This window comes from Saccharopolyspora indica, from assembly GCF_027853965.1.
Lineage (GTDB): Bacteria > Actinomycetota > Actinomycetes > Mycobacteriales > Pseudonocardiaceae > Saccharopolyspora > Saccharopolyspora indica.
The window spans coordinates 580,911-600,396 of sequence record NZ_JAQGLB010000002.1; the positions used below are offsets into that span (position 1 = coordinate 580,911).

At 69.9% G+C, this 19,486-nt stretch carries 20 protein-coding genes; 14 read left to right on the forward strand and 6 right to left on the reverse strand.

The features are described from left to right. Nucleotides 1–116: 116 nt before the first annotated feature. The 3 genes from OU416_RS06585 (at nucleotide 117) to OU416_RS06595 (ending at nucleotide 3,327) form a co-directional block, all read left to right on the forward strand. Nucleotides 117–1,448, forward strand: coding sequence for an ABC transporter substrate-binding protein (locus tag OU416_RS06585; RefSeq protein WP_270925910.1), 1,332 nt, complete (start codon nucleotides 117–119; stop codon nucleotides 1,446–1,448). A 141-nt stretch (nucleotides 1,449–1,589) separates the two neighbouring features. Beyond that, nucleotides 1,590–2,534 (forward strand): carbohydrate ABC transporter permease, encoded by a 945-nt coding sequence (locus OU416_RS06590; protein WP_270925911.1) that lies wholly within the window; start codon nucleotides 1,590–1,592, stop codon nucleotides 2,532–2,534. Beyond that, nucleotides 2,527–3,327 (forward strand): carbohydrate ABC transporter permease, encoded by an 801-nt coding sequence (locus OU416_RS06595; protein WP_270925912.1) that lies wholly within the window; start codon nucleotides 2,527–2,529, stop codon nucleotides 3,325–3,327. The genes OU416_RS06590 and OU416_RS06595 overlap by 8 nt, the downstream gene beginning before the upstream one ends. A 61-nt stretch (nucleotides 3,328–3,388) precedes the next feature. Here the strand turns inward: OU416_RS06595 and OU416_RS06600 are convergent, their stop codons facing one another. Continuing rightward, nucleotides 3,389–3,775 (reverse strand): hypothetical protein, encoded by a 387-nt coding sequence (locus tag OU416_RS06600; RefSeq protein ID WP_270925913.1) that lies wholly within the window; start codon nucleotides 3,773–3,775, stop codon nucleotides 3,389–3,391. A 136-nt stretch (nucleotides 3,776–3,911) separates the two neighbouring features. Here OU416_RS06600 and OU416_RS06605 point away from each other — a divergent pair, with 136 nt between their 5' ends. Further along, a complete protein-coding gene (locus tag OU416_RS06605; RefSeq protein ID WP_270925914.1) occupies nucleotides 3,912–4,793 on the forward strand; it encodes a helix-turn-helix domain-containing protein in 882 nt (293 codons plus the stop codon). A gap of 24 nt (nucleotides 4,794–4,817) precedes the next feature. Continuing rightward, nucleotides 4,818–5,024: a DUF397 domain-containing protein gene (locus OU416_RS06610; protein WP_270925915.1), complete on the forward strand. Its 207-nt coding sequence runs from the start codon at nucleotides 4,818–4,820 to the stop codon at nucleotides 5,022–5,024. A 75-nt stretch (nucleotides 5,025–5,099) separates the two neighbouring features. Here the strand turns inward: OU416_RS06610 and OU416_RS06615 are convergent, their stop codons facing one another. The 4 genes from OU416_RS06615 to OU416_RS06630 form a co-directional block, all read right to left on the reverse strand. Then, nucleotides 5,100–5,948, reverse strand: a complete 849-nt coding sequence (locus OU416_RS06615) for a WXG100-like domain-containing protein (protein ID WP_270925916.1) — start codon at nucleotides 5,946–5,948, stop codon at nucleotides 5,100–5,102. Next, nucleotides 5,948–6,286: a type VII secretion target gene (locus tag OU416_RS06620; RefSeq protein ID WP_270925917.1), complete on the reverse strand. Its 339-nt coding sequence runs from the start codon at nucleotides 6,284–6,286 to the stop codon at nucleotides 5,948–5,950. Before OU416_RS06620 ends, OU416_RS06615 begins: the two co-directional genes overlap by 1 nt. Nucleotides 6,287–6,296: 10 nt before the next feature. After that, nucleotides 6,297–6,734: a YbaB/EbfC family nucleoid-associated protein gene (locus OU416_RS06625; protein WP_270925918.1), complete on the reverse strand. Its 438-nt coding sequence runs from the start codon at nucleotides 6,732–6,734 to the stop codon at nucleotides 6,297–6,299. A 125-nt stretch (nucleotides 6,735–6,859) separates the two neighbouring features. Continuing rightward, nucleotides 6,860–7,642, reverse strand: coding sequence for a hypothetical protein (locus OU416_RS06630; RefSeq protein WP_270925919.1), 783 nt, complete (start codon nucleotides 7,640–7,642; stop codon nucleotides 6,860–6,862). A 65-nt stretch (nucleotides 7,643–7,707) separates the two neighbouring features. Between OU416_RS06630 and OU416_RS06635 the strand changes: the two genes are divergently transcribed. Then, entirely contained in the window at nucleotides 7,708–8,697 is a 990-nt protein-coding gene (locus OU416_RS06635; protein WP_270925920.1) for a helix-turn-helix transcriptional regulator, read from the forward strand. A 124-nt stretch (nucleotides 8,698–8,821) separates the two neighbouring features. Here the strand turns inward: OU416_RS06635 and OU416_RS06640 are convergent, their stop codons facing one another. Then, the gene (locus tag OU416_RS06640; protein ID WP_270925921.1) at nucleotides 8,822–9,745 is read right to left on the reverse strand and encodes an SDR family oxidoreductase; all 924 of its coding nucleotides are present in this window, start codon (nucleotides 9,743–9,745) and stop codon (nucleotides 8,822–8,824) included. 512 nt (nucleotides 9,746–10,257) lie between these two features. Between OU416_RS06640 and ftsZ the strand changes: the two genes are divergently transcribed. The 8 genes from ftsZ (at nucleotide 10,258) to ileS (ending at nucleotide 19,390) form a co-directional block, all read left to right on the forward strand. Next, entirely contained in the window at nucleotides 10,258–11,694 is a 1,437-nt protein-coding gene (gene ftsZ / locus OU416_RS06645) for a cell division protein FtsZ (protein WP_270925922.1), read from the forward strand. A 170-nt stretch (nucleotides 11,695–11,864) separates the two neighbouring features. Then, the gene (gene pgeF / locus OU416_RS06650) at nucleotides 11,865–12,584 is read left to right on the forward strand and encodes a peptidoglycan editing factor PgeF (RefSeq protein ID WP_270925923.1); all 720 of its coding nucleotides are present in this window, start codon (nucleotides 11,865–11,867) and stop codon (nucleotides 12,582–12,584) included. Further along, nucleotides 12,581–13,315, forward strand: coding sequence for a YggS family pyridoxal phosphate-dependent enzyme (locus OU416_RS06655; protein ID WP_270925924.1), 735 nt, complete (start codon nucleotides 12,581–12,583; stop codon nucleotides 13,313–13,315). The genes pgeF and OU416_RS06655 overlap by 4 nt, the downstream gene beginning before the upstream one ends. Nucleotides 13,316–13,389: 74 nt before the next feature. Beyond that, a complete protein-coding gene (locus OU416_RS06660) occupies nucleotides 13,390–14,022 on the forward strand; it encodes a cell division protein SepF (RefSeq protein ID WP_270925925.1) in 633 nt (210 codons plus the stop codon). 19 nt (nucleotides 14,023–14,041) lie between these two features. Then, complete coding sequence (locus OU416_RS06665; protein WP_093160639.1) at nucleotides 14,042–14,326, forward strand: YggT family protein; 285 nt, start codon at nucleotides 14,042–14,044, stop codon at nucleotides 14,324–14,326. 47 nt (nucleotides 14,327–14,373) lie between these two features. Then, nucleotides 14,374–15,201, forward strand: a complete 828-nt coding sequence (gene wag31, locus OU416_RS06670; RefSeq protein ID WP_270925926.1) for a DivIVA-like cell division protein Wag31 — start codon at nucleotides 14,374–14,376, stop codon at nucleotides 15,199–15,201. Between the two features lie 82 nt (nucleotides 15,202–15,283). Then, entirely contained in the window at nucleotides 15,284–15,709 is a 426-nt protein-coding gene (locus OU416_RS06675; RefSeq protein ID WP_270925927.1) for a hypothetical protein, read from the forward strand. Nucleotides 15,710–16,234: 525 nt separating this feature from the next. After that, the gene (ileS, locus tag OU416_RS06680) at nucleotides 16,235–19,390 is read left to right on the forward strand and encodes an isoleucine--tRNA ligase (RefSeq protein WP_270925928.1); all 3,156 of its coding nucleotides are present in this window, start codon (nucleotides 16,235–16,237) and stop codon (nucleotides 19,388–19,390) included. The last annotated feature ends 96 nt before the right edge of the window (nucleotides 19,391–19,486 follow it).

Below are 19,486 nucleotides of genomic sequence, written 5' to 3' on the forward strand. Positions count from 1 at the left end.
AAGGTCCTGGATTCGATCTTCCTCCCCAGGTGGGCACGAACGGCCCATTGACCCGGGCTGCGAGTGATCCATAGCGTTCGGGCAATCGTTTTCCACGCGCCCGAAGGAGTGATCGAGTGGCTCGCAGGGCGATCAGCCGGCGCTCGTTCCTGGGCGGTGCCGGTGCCGCGGCGCTGGCCGCTCCGGTGCTGGCCGGGTGCGGTCCGGCGCGCAACCCGAACGAGATCACCTTCTGGAACTTCTACGGGCCCGGCGGGCAGCAGAAGTCGCAGAGCGACTGGTTCGTGCAGCTCGCCGAGGAGTGGAACGCCACCCACGAGGTCAAGGTCCGGCTGCGCTACGTGCCGACCAAGGACTACACCTCCGGGCCGACGCTGCAGACGTCGTTCAGCGCGGGCGCCGGGCCGGACGTCTTCCTGCTCAGCCCCGGCGACTTCCTGCGCTACCACAACGGCGGCGCGCTGCTCGACCTCACACCGCACCTGACGCCCGAGGCGCGCGCCGACTTCCTGCCGCAGGTGATGCAGACCCGCCTGGTCGGTGACCGCGTCTACGGCCTGCCGATGGAGATCGAACCGCTCGCGCTCTACTACAGCGAGGCCGCCTTCGAGCAGGCCAAGCTCGCCGAGGGCGACCTGCCGCGCAGCTGGGACCAGCTGCTCTCCGTCGCCGAGCGGCTGACCACCCCGGACCGGTTCGGGATGCTGCTGGAGACCAATCCGGGCTACTACCAGAACTTCACCTTCTACCAGTCGATGTGGATGGCGGGCGGCGAGGTGTTCACGCCGGACCAGCGGCGAGCGGCGTTCAACGGGCCGGAGGTGCACGCCGCGCTGCAGTTCTGGCAGGACACCGTCACCGCCGGTGTCGCGCCGCGCCGGGTGAAGGGCTCGGGCGCCAACGACTCGATCTCCAACATCTCCGACGGCTACTGCGCCATGCAGCAGCTCGGCATCTGGGGCATCGCCGAGATCGCCGAGCAGGCCCCGGACTTCCGCTACGGCGTCGTCCCCATGCCCAGCCCGGCGGGCGGCGCCTACACCACGGCCCTGGGCAGCTGGGCGATGGTCGCCAACGCGCACAGCGCCAACCCGCAGGCCGCGGCCGAGTTCGTGGTGTGGGCGCTGGGCTCCCAGGACCCGGCGTGCATCGAGCGGATGCGCCGCTGGAACACCGTGGCCAAGACCAACCTGCCGCCGCGCTACTCCGTGCAGCGCGCCGCGGAGCAGCACGGTGCCTTCGACAGCGGGCCGATGCGGGTGTTCAAGGAGCAGGTGATGACCCAGGCCCGGCCGGAACCGCGCTACCCGCCCGAGATCTACCGGGCCATCTCCGACGCGGTGCAGTCCTGCCAGCTCGACGGCGGCGACCCGGCGTCGGCGGCCGAGGCCGCGGCCCAGCAGATCGACACGTTCTTGTCCACCTACGACGGAGCGCCGATCAATTGAGAGCCCATTCGCGGTTGCGCTGCTCACGTGGTCATCTAGCGGAAGCTGAGAGCTTCCCCGGACTGCGCCTGACGCATGTCCGATGCACGGCGGAGGGGCCGTCCTCGCCAGGAAATCTCTCAGAACCCGCCGGTGGTCGCCATGCGTAGCAGGATGCAAGCGGCTGGCGCCGCTTCTACGAGCGCGGACGGCATTCGCCGACAGCAACTCGGCGACCGACGACGATCCGACGCCGCGGCGGCCTTCGGCTTCCTGGCCCCCGACGGCATCGGCCTGCTGCTGTTCATCATCATCCCGACGGCGATGGCCCTGGTGGTGGGGCTGTTCAGCGTCGACGGGTTCGGCAACGTCGAGTGGGCCGGGCTGGACAACTTCCGGCTGATGGCCGGGGACGGCCTGCTGTGGCGCAGCTTCGGCATCACCGCGGCCTACGCGGCCCTGTTCGTGCCGCTGGCGTTCTTCGCATCGCTCGGGCTAGCGCTGCTGGTCAAGGACCACTTCCGCGGGGTGGGAGCGGTGCGCGCGGCGCTGTTCCTGCCGAACGCGGTGAGCCTGGTGGTGATCGGCCTGCTCTGGCAGTTCCTGCTCACCGACAAGACCGGCGCGCTGGCGAAGCTGACCGGGCTGGACGGGGTGTCCTGGCTGGGCGATCCGAGCCTGGCGCTGATCACCCTGGTACTGATCAGCGTGTGGTTCCTGATGGGCTACCAGATGCTGATCTTCCTCGGCGGCCTGCAGGACATCCCGCGCGAGTACTACGACGCGGCCACTGTGGACGGTGGCGGTGCGTGGCAGCGGTTCCGGCACGTGACCTGGCCGATGCTGCGCCCGACCAGCTTCTTCGTGCTGGTCACCTCGACGATCAACGCGATCACCGGGATGCAGGTGTTCGACCTGGTCTTCGTGACCACCTCCGGCGGCCCGGCCAACGCCACCACGACGGTCGTGTTCTACGCCTACCAGCAGGCCTTCCAGTTCGGCAGGTTCGGCTACGCCGCGGCGATCTGCGCGCTGCTGGTGGTCGCGCTCGGCGCGATCACCGCGGCGATGTTCGCCCTGACCAGGGGAGGTCGCTTCGATGACTAGGGTGCGCGGGAAGGCCGTCGCGGCCTACCTGCTGGCGTTCCTGGTGGTCGCGCCGCTGCTGTGGTTCCTGCTCAGCGCGTTCCGGCCGGAGTCGGAGCTCTACGAGCTGGGCTGGCCGAGCGAGCTGACGCTGGACAACGTGATCTACGTGCTGACCGAGGTGCCGTTCCTGCGCTATCTCGCCAACAGCGCGATCGTGGCCGTCACGGTCACGGTGATCGCCCTGTTCCTGCACTCGATGGCCGCCTACGCGCTGGCCCGGATGTCCTTCCGCGGCAGGGGACTGGCGTTCGCGTCGGTGGTGGCCACGCTGCTGATCTCGCTGCCGGTGATCCTGGTCCCGCTGTTCATCGTGGTGCGCGGCCTGGGCATGGTCGACACCTACGCCGGGCTGATCGTGCCCGGTCTGTTCAACGCCTTCGGCATCTTCCTGCTGCGCCAGTTCTACCTGGGCGTGCCGCGTGAGCTGGAGGAAGCGGCGCGCCTGGACGGCTGCGGCCACTGGCGGATCTACTGGCACGTGATCCTCCCGCTGAGCCGCCCGATGCTGGCGGCCCTGGCGGTCCTGTTCTTCCTGGCGAACTGGAACTCGTTCCTCTGGCCGCTGGCGGTGGCCCAGGACGAGTCCCTGCGGGTGGTCCAGGTCGGCATAGCCTCCCTGCAGGGCCAGTACGCCTCCAAGATGCACTACGTGATCGCGGCGGCGGTCCTGGCGGCCCTCCCGACGATCCTGGTCTTCCTGCTGGGCCAGCGCTGGCTGGTCGCCTCCCTCAAGACGTCCGGCCTGCGCTGACCCTCCCGCTCACGCCGACTGGAGCTGGTTGGCCGAGTCTCGCCCCTGCGCGACGTGATTCTCACCCGGAATCGCTTGTCCGCGTTGGGCCTGGTCCGACTGGCTCGGCGGCACCGGATGCCCACACCAACCGCCCCGTGACGTGGCTGCCCCAGGTGAAGGCGCGTTGGGCATCCGCAGGGGAGCGGAGTTTCATGCAGAGGCTGCTGTCGATGCTGATGATCTCCACGTGATCGCCGAAGGCCATGCCCCACGCGACGATGCGCACGTCGACGCGTTCGCCGTACTCCTGAAGCACCGCGAACAGACGAGGTGCCGTTTCCGTGACCATGTCTGCTGTGATCGCGTTGAACTGCGGCTCGTCGCACATCGGGGGCATGCCCGATGGATCGGCGATGAGGGCGTCGAGCGGATGACCCGACAGTGCTTGTCCAAGCCGGACTGGCATCGTTGCCTCCCAAGCGTGCTTGATCCGGTGCGTAGCGTGATGATGAGAGTGCCAATCTGGACGTCCACTTTCAATCTGGACGTCCAGATGTTCACTCGAATCAGCGCATGACCAGCTGCGTCTGTGGAGGTTGAAGGTGGTGCAGGAGAACGGCCTCGCGAGCGCAACCGTTCGGCGGTGGCAGCTCACAGAAACGCTTCGTCGCTTCCGCGAGGAAGCGGGACTGACGCATGATCAAGTCATCGCCGAACTCCGCAAAGGACCGGGAAAGTGGTCGCGCCCGAAGCTCTCGCGCATCGAGAACCGCGAGCAAGGTGTTCGGCCCGGTGAGGTCGAGCAGCTGCTTGACGTCTATCAGGTGGCTGATCGGGACCTGCGAAAGTGGCTTGTCGAGCTTGCGGGGACTACGCGCGAGCGCGGGTGGATGATCGATCTCCGCAAGAACCTCCCGGAGGACTTCCACGCCTTCCTCAGCCTTGAGGTCGCATTGGTAGCCGCGCGAAGCTTCGAAACGCTGCTCGTGCCGGGGCTTCTGCAGACCGCCGACTACGCGCATGCCTTGATCAAGGGGATCAATCCCGGTATTGCGGAGGACGAGGTCGAACGTCGGGTCGCGGCTCGACTCGGCCGTCAGCAGATCTTGCGCAGGACCGAGCCACCGCAGCTGCACGTGATCCTCGACGAAGGACTTCTGGAACGGCAGGTGGGTTCGTCGCGGGTCATGCGCAACCAACTTCGCTTCCTCGCGGAGGCGGCGGAAGAGCCCAACGTGACGGTTCAGGTCATGCCGAAGTCGGTCGGCGCAAGCCCAGCGCTGGAAGGCCCGTTCTCGATCCTGACGCTGCCGGATCCGATCCCCGACATCGGATACTCGGAAGGGCCTGGTCGATCGGTCTACATCGAGGACCGAGAACTCGTGCGCATCTACACCCTCCGCTTCGGTATCCTCACCGAGCAGTCGCTGTCGCAGATCGACTCGGTGGACAAGATCTCCGAAGCCGCGAAGCGCTACCGGTGACGTGCGATCGAGGAGGCCGCGAGGATGGCGGACGAAGCGTTAGTCCGCGCCGTTTGGCGTAAAAGCAGCTTCTCCGGTGGCGGAGGTGTGGGCGGCGGCAACTGCGTTGAGGTGGCGCACCTGGCGAACGGTCGGGTCGCCGTCCGCGACAGCAAGAACCCTGATGCAGGAGTGCTGTCCTTCAGCCGCGCGGAGTTCACGTCCTGGATCGCCCGCCTCAAGACGAGCTAGCGCGAAGTGTTCCTGCTGGGCCAGCGCTGGCTGGTCGCCTCCCTCAAGACGTCCGGCCTGCGCTGACCCTCCCGATCACGCCGACTGGAGCTGGTTGGCCGCGCGGATCAGGCCGTCGAACAGGTCGCGGATCACGACCAGCCAGGTGACGGCGTCCTTCAGCGCGTTGCCGAGGGCCTTCATCAGCTGGCCCGCGATCCGCACCACCTGGGCGATCTTGCTGGTCGCCTGGGCGACGACCAGCGGGGCCGCCGCGCCGACGGTGCAGGCGAGCTCGATCGCCCAGCTCACCAGGGAACCCGCGATGGCCGACAGCAGGTCGCGGACCGCGGTGCGCACGCCGTTGACGACCTCGGCCATGCCCGTGGTCAGGCCCGCGATCGCGTGCGCGCCGCCCGCCGCTTCCTTGCACAGCCCGGCCAGCGTCTCGGCCTGCTTGCGGTAGGCCTCGGAGGCCTTGCCCTGCCAAGCTTCGGTGGTGCCCGCCGCCGCGGTCCGGTACTGCTCGCTGACCTCGGTCATCTTCTCCTCGACGTTGGTCCAGGACTTCGCGTAGCCCTTGACCATGTCGGGGTTGCCGGACAGCGCGTGCAGCGCGGCCCTGGCCGGCTCGATGTGCTCGAGCATCCAGGAGAACAGCTGGCCCGCGACGTAGGCGATCGGGTCGATGGCCGCGCCCGCCACGTCCAGCCCGAGCGCCACCATGCCGCTGACAGCGATCTTCCAGTCGCCCTTGTCGACGCCTTCGGCGATCGCCCAGCCCGCCTCGAAGGCGGTCACGCCGGTCATGAACCCGGTGCCCGACTCCTGGTTCGGGGCGCCCATGTTCTCCAGCGGGTTGGCGTCCTGGAGGTAGTTGTTGCGGACGTCGGTGCTGTCCTCGATCAGCGGGTTGTCCGAGGACTCGTCGATGCCGAGCGCCATCAGCGGCCTCCCGACACGATCGCGGCCGCTTCGTCGACCAGCTTGGTGAACGCCTCGGCGGCCTTCCGGTCGGCCTCCTCGATCACCGCGGCCGACTCGTCGAGCTCGCGGTTCATCCGGTGCAGCTGCTCGGCCGAGGTCTGCAGGAACTTGGCGCCGATCTCCTGCGGTGCCTTCAGCATCATGGCGAACGGCTGGCAGAACAGGCCGTAGGCGTCGTTGAGGTCGGCGAGCTGGGAGCCGGCGTCGGCGGCGGTGTCGGCGTTGCCCGCCAGGCCCGCGACCTCCGCCGAGTGCGCGCGGACCTGGTCCACGTGCATGGTGAATCCGTCCGTCATCGTCGTCCCCTCACCGCATGAAGGACTGGTTTCCCCAGTCCTCGTCGTCGTCACCGGCCGGCTTCGGATCGGCGGGCTCGGCAGCCGGGAAGCGGGATTCGTACTGGGCGATGATGTTGAGCGCGGGCGCGTCCTCGCCCGGCACGGTGCTCTGCACCAGCTCGGTCACCTCGGAGCGCAGCTGCGCCTGGGCCTGCTGCATGCAGGTCATGAGGAGTTCCGAGACCCGCGCGGGATCCATGCCGCGGGTCTGCTCGTTGAGCCGGAGTTCGGTGGGCACCCCGTTGGAGTCGACGGTCACCGCCACCGCTCCGTCCGGGGAGGTGGCGCGCGCCGTGGTGGCGTTCAGCCTGTCCTGCAGCTCGGTGTACTGCTGGGCGCGCTGCTCGAGGCCCTGCGCCCACTTCTCCAGCTCGTCCGCGGCCTTCAGCGGATCCTGGTCGATCATGCGTTCCTCCGGTCGAATCGGCGTTCAGCACGGTAATCGGAGGAAGGCCGCAGAGGGCGCGTAACTCGGAAAACGGCTTCCGAGACGTCATTCACACAAATTTCCCGTAAGGAGCGGAACCGCCGTCACGAGGTCCGCTGCCAGCGCGCGACGCGACGCTCCAGCAGGGCCACGAGCAGGGCGGCGTCGTGCACCGGCACCATCCGCTCGCCCGCCGCGGTGCTCAGCACCACCGCCGGACCGGCCGGGGCGTGCAGCACGGTGCCGTCGGGCAGCGAGAGCCACGGTTGCGCGGTCGGCAGGACGATCGGCCTCGCCCCGCGCAGCTGGTGGAACGGCACCGGCACGTCCACCTGCGGGCCGCCGTTGGCGCGGTGCCTGCGGGCCGTCCACTCGATCCGGTCCAGGTCGAGCACCAGGCTGCTGCTGACCAGGTCCGCCGCGTCCAAGGCGAAACGGGTGGCGATGCGCAGCCGCACGGGCATCGAGCCGAGCTCGGGCACCAGCGGCTGGAGCATCGTGCGGTGGCCGCGGGCGGCCAGCGCGCAGCTCACCGCGACCAGCACCAGACCCAGGGCGAACAGCACCCCGCCCAGCGCGCCGCCCGCCATTCCGGCAGACGGGATCAGTCCGACCAGGACGGTCGCGCCTCCGCAGGCGAACGCGACCTTCAGCGCGCTCGACGGGTCCGTGCTGCCGCTGCGCACCAGCCAGCCGATCTGGATCGCGGCCAGCACCAGCGCACCGGCGGCGGGCAGCGCGGCCCAAGAACCGGTGCCCGCGGCCATCGCGATCCCCGCCAGCGCTGCGCAGAGGCCGGTCAGCAGCAGGGGGAGCACGACGAGCGCGAGGAGCAGCAGGGTTCGCCCGCGGCGCCAGCGCGGTGCCAACTGCGATTCGGAGGACACGAGCTGAACCCTGACAGATCGGGCGGAACCGGATCAAAGGAGGTCCGCTCGGTACGCTCCCGGGTGTGCGGGCGTCGCGGTTGGTCTCGTTGTTGTGCTTGCTCCAGGTGCGGGGGTCGATGACCGGGCCGGAACTCGCTCGCGAGCTGGAGGTATCGGAGCGCACTGTCGCGCGGGACGTGCTCGCGCTGGCCGAGGCCGGAGTGCCGGTCTACGCCGAGCGCGGGCGGGCCGGCGGGTACCGGCTGCTCGGCGGCTACCGCTCGAAGCTCACCGGGCTGCACCAGGCCGAAGCCGAGGCGCTGTTCCTGTCGGGAGTGCCCGCTGCGGCGGCTGAGATGGGGCTGGGGGAGGCCGTCGCGGCCGCGCAGCGCAAGGCATCGGCCGCGCTGCCCGCGCCGTTCCGCGACGCTCCTGAGCGCGTGGGACAGCGCTTCCACCTCGACGCGCCGCGCTGGTTCCGCGGAGCCGAAACCCCCGCGGTGCTCCCGGATCTGAGCCGCGCGGTGTGGTCGGATCTCAAGGTCGCGGCGTCCTACGCCCGCGATGACCAGGTGGTGCGGCGTGAGCTCGAACCCCACGGCCTGGTCCTCAAGGCCGGTGTCTGGTACGTCATCGCCCGCCGCGACCAGCGGTTCCTGAGCTACCGGGTGGACCGCTTCCGGACCGTCGAGGTGAGCGCCGAACCGTTCGAGCGCGACGCGGACTTCGACCTGCCCGCGTTCTGGGAGGAGAAGGCCGAGGAGTTCGCCCGCTCCCTGCTGCGCGAGACCACCGAGATCCGGATCAGCCCGCCCGGCCTGCGCAAGCTGCGCGTGGTCGCGGATCCCGCAGGAGCGCAAGCGGCCGAAGCCGCCGCGGGCGAACCGGACGCCGACGGCTGGGTGAGCACCCGGCTTCCGGTCGAGTCCCTCGAAGTCGCCTACGACCAGCTGCTCGCCCTGGGCCCGGAGGTCGAAGTCCTCGCCCCACCCCAACTCCGCGACCGCTTCACCAGCACCGCCCACCGCCTCACCGACCTCTACTCCCGCACCACCCGACCAGCAGAGGACTGAAGGGCACCCTTCACCAAGCCAGTAGGCGAAAGGTGCCCGTCACCCCGATATCGATCGGGTGGCGGACCCCGGTGAAGGGCACCTTTCAGCAAGTTACTTGCCTAAAGGTGCCCTTCACCGGGGATCAGCGGTAGTCGTCGGGGGAGCCGGGGTTGCCGGGCCACTCGACTTCCTGGATGTAGCGCCAGGCGTCCGGTTGCGAGCCGTCGGTGTCGGTGAAGCCGTAGGTCTTGGCGAGGAAACCGCTGGAGAGGGACTGGGTGTTCCAGCGGGCCACGTCCGGATCGGCGGCCAGGGCGACCACCGCCCGGCCGATGTAGGCGGGGGATTCGGCGATGCCGAAGCCCTCCGGTGCGGTGGCGGATTCTCGCCAGTTCTCCTCGGTGACGCCGAAGAGGTCGAGCATCATCTCCGAGCGCAGCCAGCCCGGCGTCAGCGAAACGGCGGTGCCGCCGAACTCCCGGAGCTCCTCGCCCTCCGCGCGGGCCAGCCGGTGCATGGCCGTCTTCGCGATGTCGAAGAACGCGCCGCAATCGCTGCGGTAGTACTCCTCGTGGATCTCGGCGGTGCCGTCGGTGAGCTCCACGACCAGCCCGCCCGGCCGGCGGCTCAGCAGGCCCAGGGCGAAGTGCGCGGTGATCATGTGCGCTTCGATGCCGACCCGCAACCGCTGCAAGCCCTTCCGCAGGTCGTGCTTCCAGATGGTCGGCTCGTTCTTCCAGTCCGTCAGGTGCTCGCCGCCGAGGTCGTTGACCAGCACGTCCAGCCGCCCCTGCTCGGCCTCGATCCGCCGCACCAGCTCGCGGACCTGGTCCGGGTCGGTGTGGTCGACCTGGACCGCGATGCCGGTGCCGCCCGCGGCGGTCACCAGCTCGGCAGTGTCCTCAATGGTCTCCGGCCGGTCGTAGTCGGAGCGCTGCTCCCGGGTGCTGCGCCCGGTCCCGTACACCGTCGCGCCCGCCGCCCCGAGCTCCACGGCGATGCCGCGCCCCGCCCCGCGGGTGGCTCCGGCGACCAGCGCGACCTTGCCGTGCAGTTGTCCTGCCATGCCTCGGATTCCTCCTGGTTCACCAATCGGTCGAGCTCCGACCGTGACACCGAATCCGGACACCTCCGGTCGGGATTCCCGCGGCGCGTCCGGGTGTTTCCGACGTCGCGTCGCCGACGGCGCGGCGGAATTCGAGATCAGCACTTCTGCCTGCCTCGACCGGGTGAGGCGGTGGCCAGGTACGGTGTCGGTGGTGATCGCGTCCGCGACGCGACCACCGCAAGGGGAGGAATGAACTGGGCTCGCTGCGACTCGCCGGCGGACCCGCTGGAACCGGTCGATGGGAAAAGCGACGAGGTGCGCGGCGCAACACACCTGGTACGGATCCCGGCGTGGCTGCTGGACGCACCGGCGTCGCCCCGCCTACGGTCCGGATCAGGCACGGGAACGGCCGCACCAGGCGAACCCGAGCCGTGGCGACCAGGGGGACCGGAATCGGCGGCGACCGGCCAGCGACCATCCCGGCGGTCGACGCAGAGAGCACTCCAGCCACGATCAGGAAGGCGGATCCGATGACGCCCCCGCACAACTATCTCGCGGTGATCAAGGTCGTCGGCATCGGTGGCGGCGGCGTCAATGCCGTGAACCGCATGATCGAGGTCGGGCTCAAGGGCGTCGAGTTCATCGCGGTGAACACCGACGCGCAGGCCCTGCTGATGTCCGATGCCGACGTCAAGCTCGACATCGGCCGCGAACTCACCCGCGGTCTCGGAGCAGGCGCCGCACCGGAGGTCGGCCACAAGGCGGCCGAGGACCACAAGGAAGAGATCGAGGAGGTCCTCAAGGGCGCCGACATGGTGTTCGTGACCGCCGGCGAAGGCGGCGGCACCGGCACCGGTGGCGCGCCCGTCGTCGCGTCGATCGCGCGCAAGCTCGGCGCGCTGACCATCGGCGTGGTCACCCGCCCGTTCACCTTCGAGGGCAAGCGGCGCGCCGCCCAGGCGGAGCAGGGCATCAAGGAGCTCCGCGACTGCTGCGACACGCTGATCGTCATCCCGAACGACCGGCTGCTGCAGCTCGGCGACATCGGCGTGAGCCTGATGGACGCCTTCCGCTCCGCCGACGAGGTGCTGCTCTCCGGTGTTCAGGGCATCACCGACCTGATCACCACCCCGGGTCTGATCAACCTCGACTTCGCGGACGTCAAGAGCGTCATGTCCGGTGCGGGCAGCGCGCTGATGGGCATCGGTTCGGCCAGCGGCGAGGGCAGAGCCGTGCAGGCCGCGCAGAAGGCGATCAACTCGCCGCTGCTGGAGGCGTCCATGGAGGGCGCGCACGGCGTTCTGCTGGCCATAGCGGGCGGTTCCGACCTCGGCCTGTTCGAGATCAACGAATCGGCGTCGCTGGTGCAGGAGTCCGCACACCCCGAGGCCAACATCATCTTCGGTACGGTCATCGACGACTCGCTCGGCGACGAGGTCCGGGTGACGGTGATCGCCGCCGGGTTCGACTCCGGCACTCCGACGCACAAGAAGCTCGAACCGACCAAGGTCGGCGGCCGCACCGAGGACGCCGAACCCGCGCCGAGCACCGAGAAACCCGCCCAGCCGCAGGTCGTCGAATCCCGGGCGGAACCGGTGCAGTCCACCCCGGTGGCCACGCCGCCGCCGGCGGCCCCGGCTCCGACGCCGCAGGCGGAGCAGCCGGTCGCCACCCCGGAACCGGCGCCGCAGACCGCTCAGGCCCCGCAGCCGGCGACCCCGCCGCAGCCGGAACCGGAGCAGCCGGTGCGGCAGCGGCCGGACATGGGCCAGCGATCCGGGCTGTTCGGCAGCGACGGTTCGGCGACCGGTCAGCAGAACATCTCGGTGCCCACCACGCGGGGCGCGGGCTACCCGACGCACGGCGGGTCCACGACCCGGCCGGGCGGCGGCCTGACCAACCGCGCGGTGCCGGTCAACGACGACACCGACGACGACGTCGACATACCGCCGTTCATGCGCCGCTGACGTTCCGCAGCGGTGCGGCAGGCACCACAACCGAAAACAGCGTGCGGCCCGGCCTGCTGGAACCGGGGCCGGACGGACGCACCGCCCGGGGTGGCGGTGCATGGGCGAGAATCGACACCGGGAGCGGCACCGCTCCCGGTGTCGATCCATGTACGGGGAGGCTGACAGCAGTGCGGATCCGGCGCGTGATCACCACGCGGGAGGGCGGGAGTTCCAAGCCGCCGTTCGACTCGTTCAACCTCGGGGGCCGCGTCGGCGACGACCCGGCGGCGCTGGCGGCGAACCAGCGCAAGCTGGCCGACGGCATCGGCCTGCCCGAGGACCGCCTGGTGTGGATGGAGCAGATCCACGGCCGCACCGCGACGATCGTCGACGGCCCGCAGCCCGAGCCGGTGGAGGCCGCCGACGCGCTGGTGACCGCCGAGCCGAACCGGGCGCTGGCCGTGCTCACCGCGGACTGCGTGCCGGTGCTGCTCGGCGACCCGGAGAGCGGCGTCGTCTCGGCGGTGCACGCTGGACGGGTCGGAGCGCGGGTGGGGGTGCTCGTGGCGGCGCTCAAGGCGATGCAGCAGGCGGGCGCTCGCCTCGACCGCGTCGAGGCGCTGCTGGGCCCGGCCGCGTGCGGCGAGTGCTACGAGGTGCCCGCCGACATGCAGGCCGATGTGGAGCAGCACCTGCCCGGCAGCGCGTGCAAGACGCGCAAGGGAACGCCGGGCCTGGACCTGCGCGCCGGGCTCTGGGAGCAGCTGGCGGCCGTGGGCATCGCCAAGATCGGCGTGGACCCGCGCTGCACGATGGAAACGCCGGAGCTGTACAGCCACCGCCGGGACAACGGGCGCACCGGTCGGTTCGCCTCGGTGATCTGGGCCGAGCCGGAGGGAACCGAGTGAGCGAGGAACTGCGCCGTGCGGAGCTGGCGGAGTCGTTGAGCGAGGTGCGCGCGCGGGTCGACCGGGCCTGCCGCGCCGCGGGGCGCGAGCCCGGTGAGGTCGAGCTGCTGGCGGTCACGAAGACCTTCCCGGCGTCGGACGTGGCGCTGCTGGCCGATCTGGGCCTGACCGATTTCGCGGAGAACCGCGAGCAGGAGGCGCGCGGCAAGGTCGCCGAGTTCGCCGCGCTCCGCCCGGACTCGCCGGCCCGCTGGCACATGGTCGGCCAGCTGCAGCGCAACAAGGCGCGCTCGGTGGTCCGCTGGGCCGACGTGGTCGAGTCGGTGGACAGCGAGCGGCTCGTGGAGGCGCTGCGCAAGGCCACCGCGAACGCCCTGGACGCGGGTGACCGAACACACCCCCTGGAGGTGTTGTTGCAGGTCAGCCTGGATGAATCGGAGGGGCGCGGGGGTTGTCGGCCCGACGAGGTCCCGGCGCTGGCGGATATGATCACACTGACGAGTGATCTTCGATTGCGCGGTGTGATGGCGGTCGCCCCCCTGGGTGGCGACCCGGCTGTGGCCTTTGACACACTTTCCAAGATCTCCGAGCGGTTACGGGGAGATCACCCCGAAGCTGTCGAGGTGTCGGCGGGGATGTCCGGCGACCTGGAGAGTGCCGTTGCCCACGGCTCGACCCGGGTGCGTGTCGGAACCGCGTTGCTCGGTGGGCGGCGGTTAACCTCGCCGTAGCCGCAGGACAGAGGGGGTCGAGGGTCGGCCTCCTCGTGCTCGGTGGTAGGAGTCGCAAGAGGAAGGGCATGCCGATGAGCGCTTTGCACAAGTTGAAGGCCTACTTCGGCATGGTTCCGGCCGACGAGGTCGACGACTACGACGACGAGGTCGGCTACCGCGAGCGGTACGCCGATTCCGACCGCGACACCTACGACGGCCCCGCCGAGCGGGGCACCCGGCGCCGGGTCGGCACCCGCGGGGGCTACCAGGCGGAAGCCGACGCCGAGCCGGACTTCGTCGAGGACTACCGGGAACCACCGGCGCCGCGCCCGCGACGGCAGTGGGCGGCGGAGCCCCCGGCGCGCAGCAGTGCGCTGCCCACCGACCAGCCGCGCGAGAACGTCTCGCGGCTGCGGGCGGTCACCGACACGGGCACCCAGTTCAACTTGAGCAAGATCACAACGCTGCACCCGCGCAGCTACAGCGAGGCCCGCACGATCGGCGAGCAGTACCGGGACGGCACGCCGGTGATCATGAACCTGACGGAGATGGAGGAGGCCGACGCCAAGCGCCTGGTCGACTTCGCCGCCGGGTTGGCGTTCGCGCTGCGGGGCTCGATCGAGAAGGTGACCAACCGCGTGTTCTTGCTCTCACCGCCCAACGTGGACGTCGCCGCGGAGGACAAGCGGCGGCTCGCCGAGGGTGCCTTTTTCAACTACGGGTGAGTGGTGGCACAGTTGAGGCGTGAACCCGGTGCAGATCGTCCTGTTTTACGTTCTGTTCTTCTTCTGGCTCCTGCTCACGGCCCGTATCGTGATCGAACTCGTTCGAGTGTTCGCTCGCGATTGGCGGCCCGTCGGGGGGGTTGCAATCGCGTTGGAGAGCATCTACACAGTGACCGACCCACCCGTAAAGTTGGTGCGTCGGGTGATTCCGACGGTCCGGATCGGCGGCGTCGGACTGGACCTATCGATTATGGTGCTGCTGCTGGTCGTGTTCATACTGATGCGACTGGTGCAGCCCGGGTGACGGGGAACCCGGGCTACCCGCAGCCGAGGAGTGCGTGAGGTGATCTTGTGGGCCTGACCCCCGCCGACGTGCATAACGTCGCGTTCAGCAAACCTCCGATCGGTAAGCGGGGCTACAACGAGGACGAGGTGGATGCATTCCTCGACCTGGTTGAAGCCGAGCTTGCCCGGCTGGTGGAGGAGAACAACGACCTGCGCGGCCAGGTCGAGCAGCTGGAGTCCCAGCTGCAGACCGCGCAGGTCGACTTGGAGGACGCCCGCACCCAGGCGGCGTCCGCTCCCTCGACCCCGGCCCCGACGGAGGAACCGCGCCGGCTCACCCCGGTCCCGGCGCCGACCGCTGCCGAGCAGACTTCGCCCGGTGGTGACCACCACGTGCAGGCCGCCAAGGTGCTGGGCCTCGCGCAGGAGATGGCCGACCGGCTGACCGGTGAGGCCAAGGCCGAGGCCGACGGCATGCTGGCCGAAGCGCGGACGAAGTCCGAGCAGCTGCTCTCGGAAGCGCGCTCGAAGTCCGACAGCATGGTCAACGAGTCGCGGACCCGCGCCGAGACGATGCTCAACGACGCCCGCACGCGGGCCGAGACGCTGGAGCGGCAGGCCCGTGAGAAGGCCGCCAACCTGGAGCGCGACGCGCAGCGCAAGCACGCCGAGGTGATGGGCAACATCACGTCGGAGAAGAACGCTCTCGAGAAGAAGATCGAGACCCTGCGCACGTTCGAGCGCGAGTACCGCACTCGACTGCAGACCTACCTGGAGTCGCAGCTGCGCGAACTGCAGGACCGGGGCTCGGCCGCACCGGCCGAGAGCGGCAGCAGCCGTTCCGGTCAGCAGGCCAGCTACAGCTTCGGGGCACGTGCGGCCGAAGCAGGCTGACGGGACTGTCCGCATCGGCGGCGACGGGCGGCGCGCCCGTCGCCGCTGGTGTGCGTCCGGGCCGCGAGAGGTGTGAGACCGCGTGCTGTTGATCGTGCTGGGACTGGTCCTGCTGGCGGCGGGCGTGCTGGTCGGCGCTGTCGTCGCCGGTGACGGCGAGCTGGCATGGCTGTCGGTGTTCGCCAGCGCGGTCGCGGTCGGGCTGCTGGTGGCGGACCGGGTGCGGCGCCGCCGGGAGGCGGCGAAGCGGGACACCGCGGAGCCGCCGTTCGCCGACGTCGGCGAGGAGCCGGCGGAGGAGCGGAGCAACGCGGCGGAGGCCGCGAGGCCGGACGCGCAGGTGCTGGTGATCGACGAGCGCCCGCGCTACCACGTCCGCACCTGCGAGTGGATCGGCACGCGCAAGACCATCAAGCTCACCCTGGGTGAAGCGCGAGAGCTGGGCTTCACGCCCTGCGGCCTCTGCGCCCCCAACGCCACGATCGCGGCCGAGGTCCGCCGCTCCTGAACAGAGGTTTCCAGGCTCGTTCTGCGTGGCGGTGCAGGTGGCGGAACCTCAGACGCCGCCTGGTCTGCGGGAGCCTGTTCTTATGCATGTCCGATACACGGTGAACGGGCTGTCCTCGCCAGGCGAGCGCTGAGAACCCGCGGCGGTGCGGGTTGCGAGGCCTGGCGCATGCGACACCTTCCGGGTGTGCCGCGTTGACAGTCGCAGTTGCGGCCCCGACCGATCTTCGGGGTCGGACCGGTGAAAACCGGTGGCGGGGGCCCGGTACGCTGGTGGGACCAAGGCGATGATCCGGCCATCACCGGGGAGCTTCCGGAAGAACGGGTGCTGGGCACCTCAGTAGAACCGGACGGGTCCAGCCCGTCACAGCTGGCAACGAGTGGTCGTCGGTGTTCGCCGGCGGCAAGCGGGGTGGTACCGCGGATCTCGTGCGGAGCACGCGCACGAGGTGTCGTCCCCGCGTGGGCACCGGGTTCCGGTGCTCGTGCGGCGGCAACGACACACACCGCGAGGAGCGCATCCGCGATGTCATATCCCAAGGTTCAGTTCGGCGACGCCGGTGAGCGCGGCGTGGCTGCCCAGCCCGCGTTCCCGGCCATCGAGCGCCAGGTGCTGGATTTCTGGGCGAGCGACGACACCTTCCGCGCCTCGGTGCAGGCCCGCGAGGCCGGGACCAACGGTGCCAACGAGTTCGTCTTCTACGACGGCCCGCCGTTCGCCAACGGCCTGCCGCACTACGGGCACCTGCTGACCGGCTACGTCAAGGACGTGGTGCCGCGCTACCAGACGATGCGCGGCCGCCGGGTGGAGCGCCGGTTCGGCTGGGACTGCCACGGGCTGCCCGCCGAGGTGGAGGCGGAGAAGCAGCTCGGCATCACCTCGAAGTCCGAGATCGAGGGCATGGGCGTGGCCGCGTTCAACGACGCGTGCCGCACCTCGGTGCTGCGCTACACCGCCGAGTGGGAGGACTACGTCACCCGGCAGGCGCGGTGGGTGGACTTCGACAACGACTACAAGACGCTCGACCTGGACTACATGGAAAGCGTCATGTGGGCCTTCAAGACCCTGTGGGACAAGGGTCTGGTCTACGAGGGCTTCCGGGTGCTCTGGTACTGCTGGCGCTGCGAGACGCCGCTGTCCAACACCGAGACCAAGATGGACGACGTCTACCGCCAGCGGCAGGACCCGGCGGTGACCGTCGGCCTGCGGCTCCAGGCCCCCGGCAAGGCCTACGACGGCGCGCTGGCCCTGGCCTGGACGACCACGCCGTGGACGCTGCCGTCCAACCTCGCCGCCGCGGTGCACCCGGACGTCGACTACGTGCTCGTCGCGCCGGGCAACAGCTCGGAGCGCTACGTGCTGGCCGAGGCGCGGCTGAGCGCCTACGCGCGGGAACTCGGCGAGGACGTCGCCGAGCACGTCGTCGAGCGGTTCAAGGGCTCCGACCTGCTCGGCACGAAGTACCAGCCGCCGTTCGACTTCTTCGCCGGCCGCGAGAACGCCCACCAGGTGCTGGCCGCCGACTACGTGACCACCGACGACGGCACCGGGCTGGTGCACATCGCGCCCGCCTTCGGTGAGGAGGACAAGGTCGTCACCGACGCCGCGGACATCGAACCGGTGGTGCCGGTCGACGGCCACGGCAAGTTCACCGCCGAGGTGCCGCCGTACGAGGGCCTGCAGGTCTTCGAGGCCAACAAGCAGATCATCCGCGACCTCAAGGACGTCGGCCTGCTGCTGCGGCACGAGACCTACGACCACCCGTACCCGCACTGCTGGCGCTGCGACAACGCGCTGATCCAGCGGGCGGTGTCGTCCTGGTTCGTGGCGGTCAGCAAGTTCAAGGACCGGATGGTCGAGCTCAACCAGCAGATCAACTGGGTGCCCGGCCACATCCGGGACGGCCAGTTCGGCAAGTGGCTGGAGAACGCCAGGGACTGGAACATCTCCCGCAACCGGTTCTGGGGTTCGCCGATCCCGGTGTGGGTCTCCGACGACCCGAACCACCCGCGCACCGACGTCTACGGCTCGCTGGACGAGCTGGAGCGCGACTTCGGCGTGCGGCCGAAGGACCTGCACCGGCCGGAGATCGACGAGCTGACCCGGCCCAACCCGGACGACCCGACCGGCAAGTCCACCATGCGCCGGGTGCCGGAGGTGCTGGACTGCTGGTTCGAGTCCGGTTCGATGCCGTTCGCGCAGGTGCACTACCCGTTCGAGAACGCCCAGTGGTTCGAGCACCACTACCCGGGCGACTTCATCGTCGAGTACAACGGCCAGACCCGCGGCTGGTTCTACCTGCTGCACGTGCTGGCGACGGCGCTGTTCGACCGCCCGGCGTTCACCAACGTGGTGGCGCACGGCATCGTGCTGGGCGACGACAAGCTCAAGATGTCGAAGTCCAAGAAGAACTACCCGGACGTCAACGAGGTCTTCGACCGCGACGGCTCGGACGCGATGCGCTGGTTCCTGATGGCCAGCCCGATCCTGCGCGGCGGCGACCTGGTGGTCACCGAGGAGGGCATCCGGGAGGCGGTGCGCCAGGCGGTGCTGCCGCTGTGGAACTCCTGGTACTTCCTGGCGCTGTACGCCAACGCCGAGGGCGTCACCGGTGAGTTCCGGGTGGACAGCCAGCACGTGCTGGACCGCTACGTGCTGGCCAAGACCCACGAGCTGGTCGGCGACGTGCAGGCCGCGATGGACTCGCTGGACCTGGCCGGTGCGTGCAACACCGTCCGGGACTTCCTGGAGGTCCTGACCAACTGGTACGTGCGCCGCTCCCGCGACCGCTTCTGGGCCGGTGACCGCGATGCCATCGACACCCTGCACACCGTGCTGGAGGTGACCAGCCGGGTGGTGGCGCCGATGCTGCCGCTGACCGCCGAGGCGGTGTGGCGCGGCCTGACCGGCGGCCGCTCGGTGCACCTGACCGACTGGCCGCTGGTCGACGAGCTGCCCGCGGACGCGGCGCTGGTCACCGCGATGGACCAGGTGCGCCAGGTGTGCTCGTCGGCGTCGGCGCTGCGCAAGGCCAACAAGCTGCGGGTGCGGCTGCCGCTGGCCAAGCTCGTGGTGGCCACCGCGGAGGCGGAGGCGCTGCGGCCCTTCGCCGACCTGATCCGCGACGAGATCAACGTCAAGGAGCTGGAGCTGACCACCGACGTGGCTCAGCACGGCCACTTCGAGATCGCGGTGAACGCGCGGGCGGCCGGTCCGCGGCTGGGCCGCGACGTGCAGAAGGTGATCAAGGCGGTGAAGGCGGGCGAGTGGAGCCGCACCCCGGCCGGTGCGGTCGTCGCTGCCGGGATCGAGCTGCAGGACGGCGAGTTCAGCGAGCGGCTGGTGTCCACCGACCCCGGTGCCGCCGCGGCGCTGCCCGCGGACCTGGGCCTGGTCGTGCTGGACACCGAGGTGACCCCGGAGCTGGCCGCCGAAGGCGTGGCCCGCGACGTGGTCCGCGTCGTCCAGCAGGCCCGCAAGGAGGCGGACTTCCAGGTCTCCGACCGGATCACGGTGACCGTCTCGGCGCCGGAGGAGGTGCTGTCGGCGGTGGCGGCGCACCGCGAGTTCATCGCGGCGGAAACCCTCGCCGACGCGGTCGAGGCCGGTGACGCGGCCGACGGCTCCACCGGCACCGTCGGCGACGGCACCGAGATCGCGGTCGCGGTCACCCGCGTCTGACTTTCGAGGTGAAGGGCACCTTTCGCCAACTAACTCGGCGAAAGGTGCCCTTCGCGCTTGCTGCTGCGGTGTGACGGAGACCTCTCCCACGGTTCG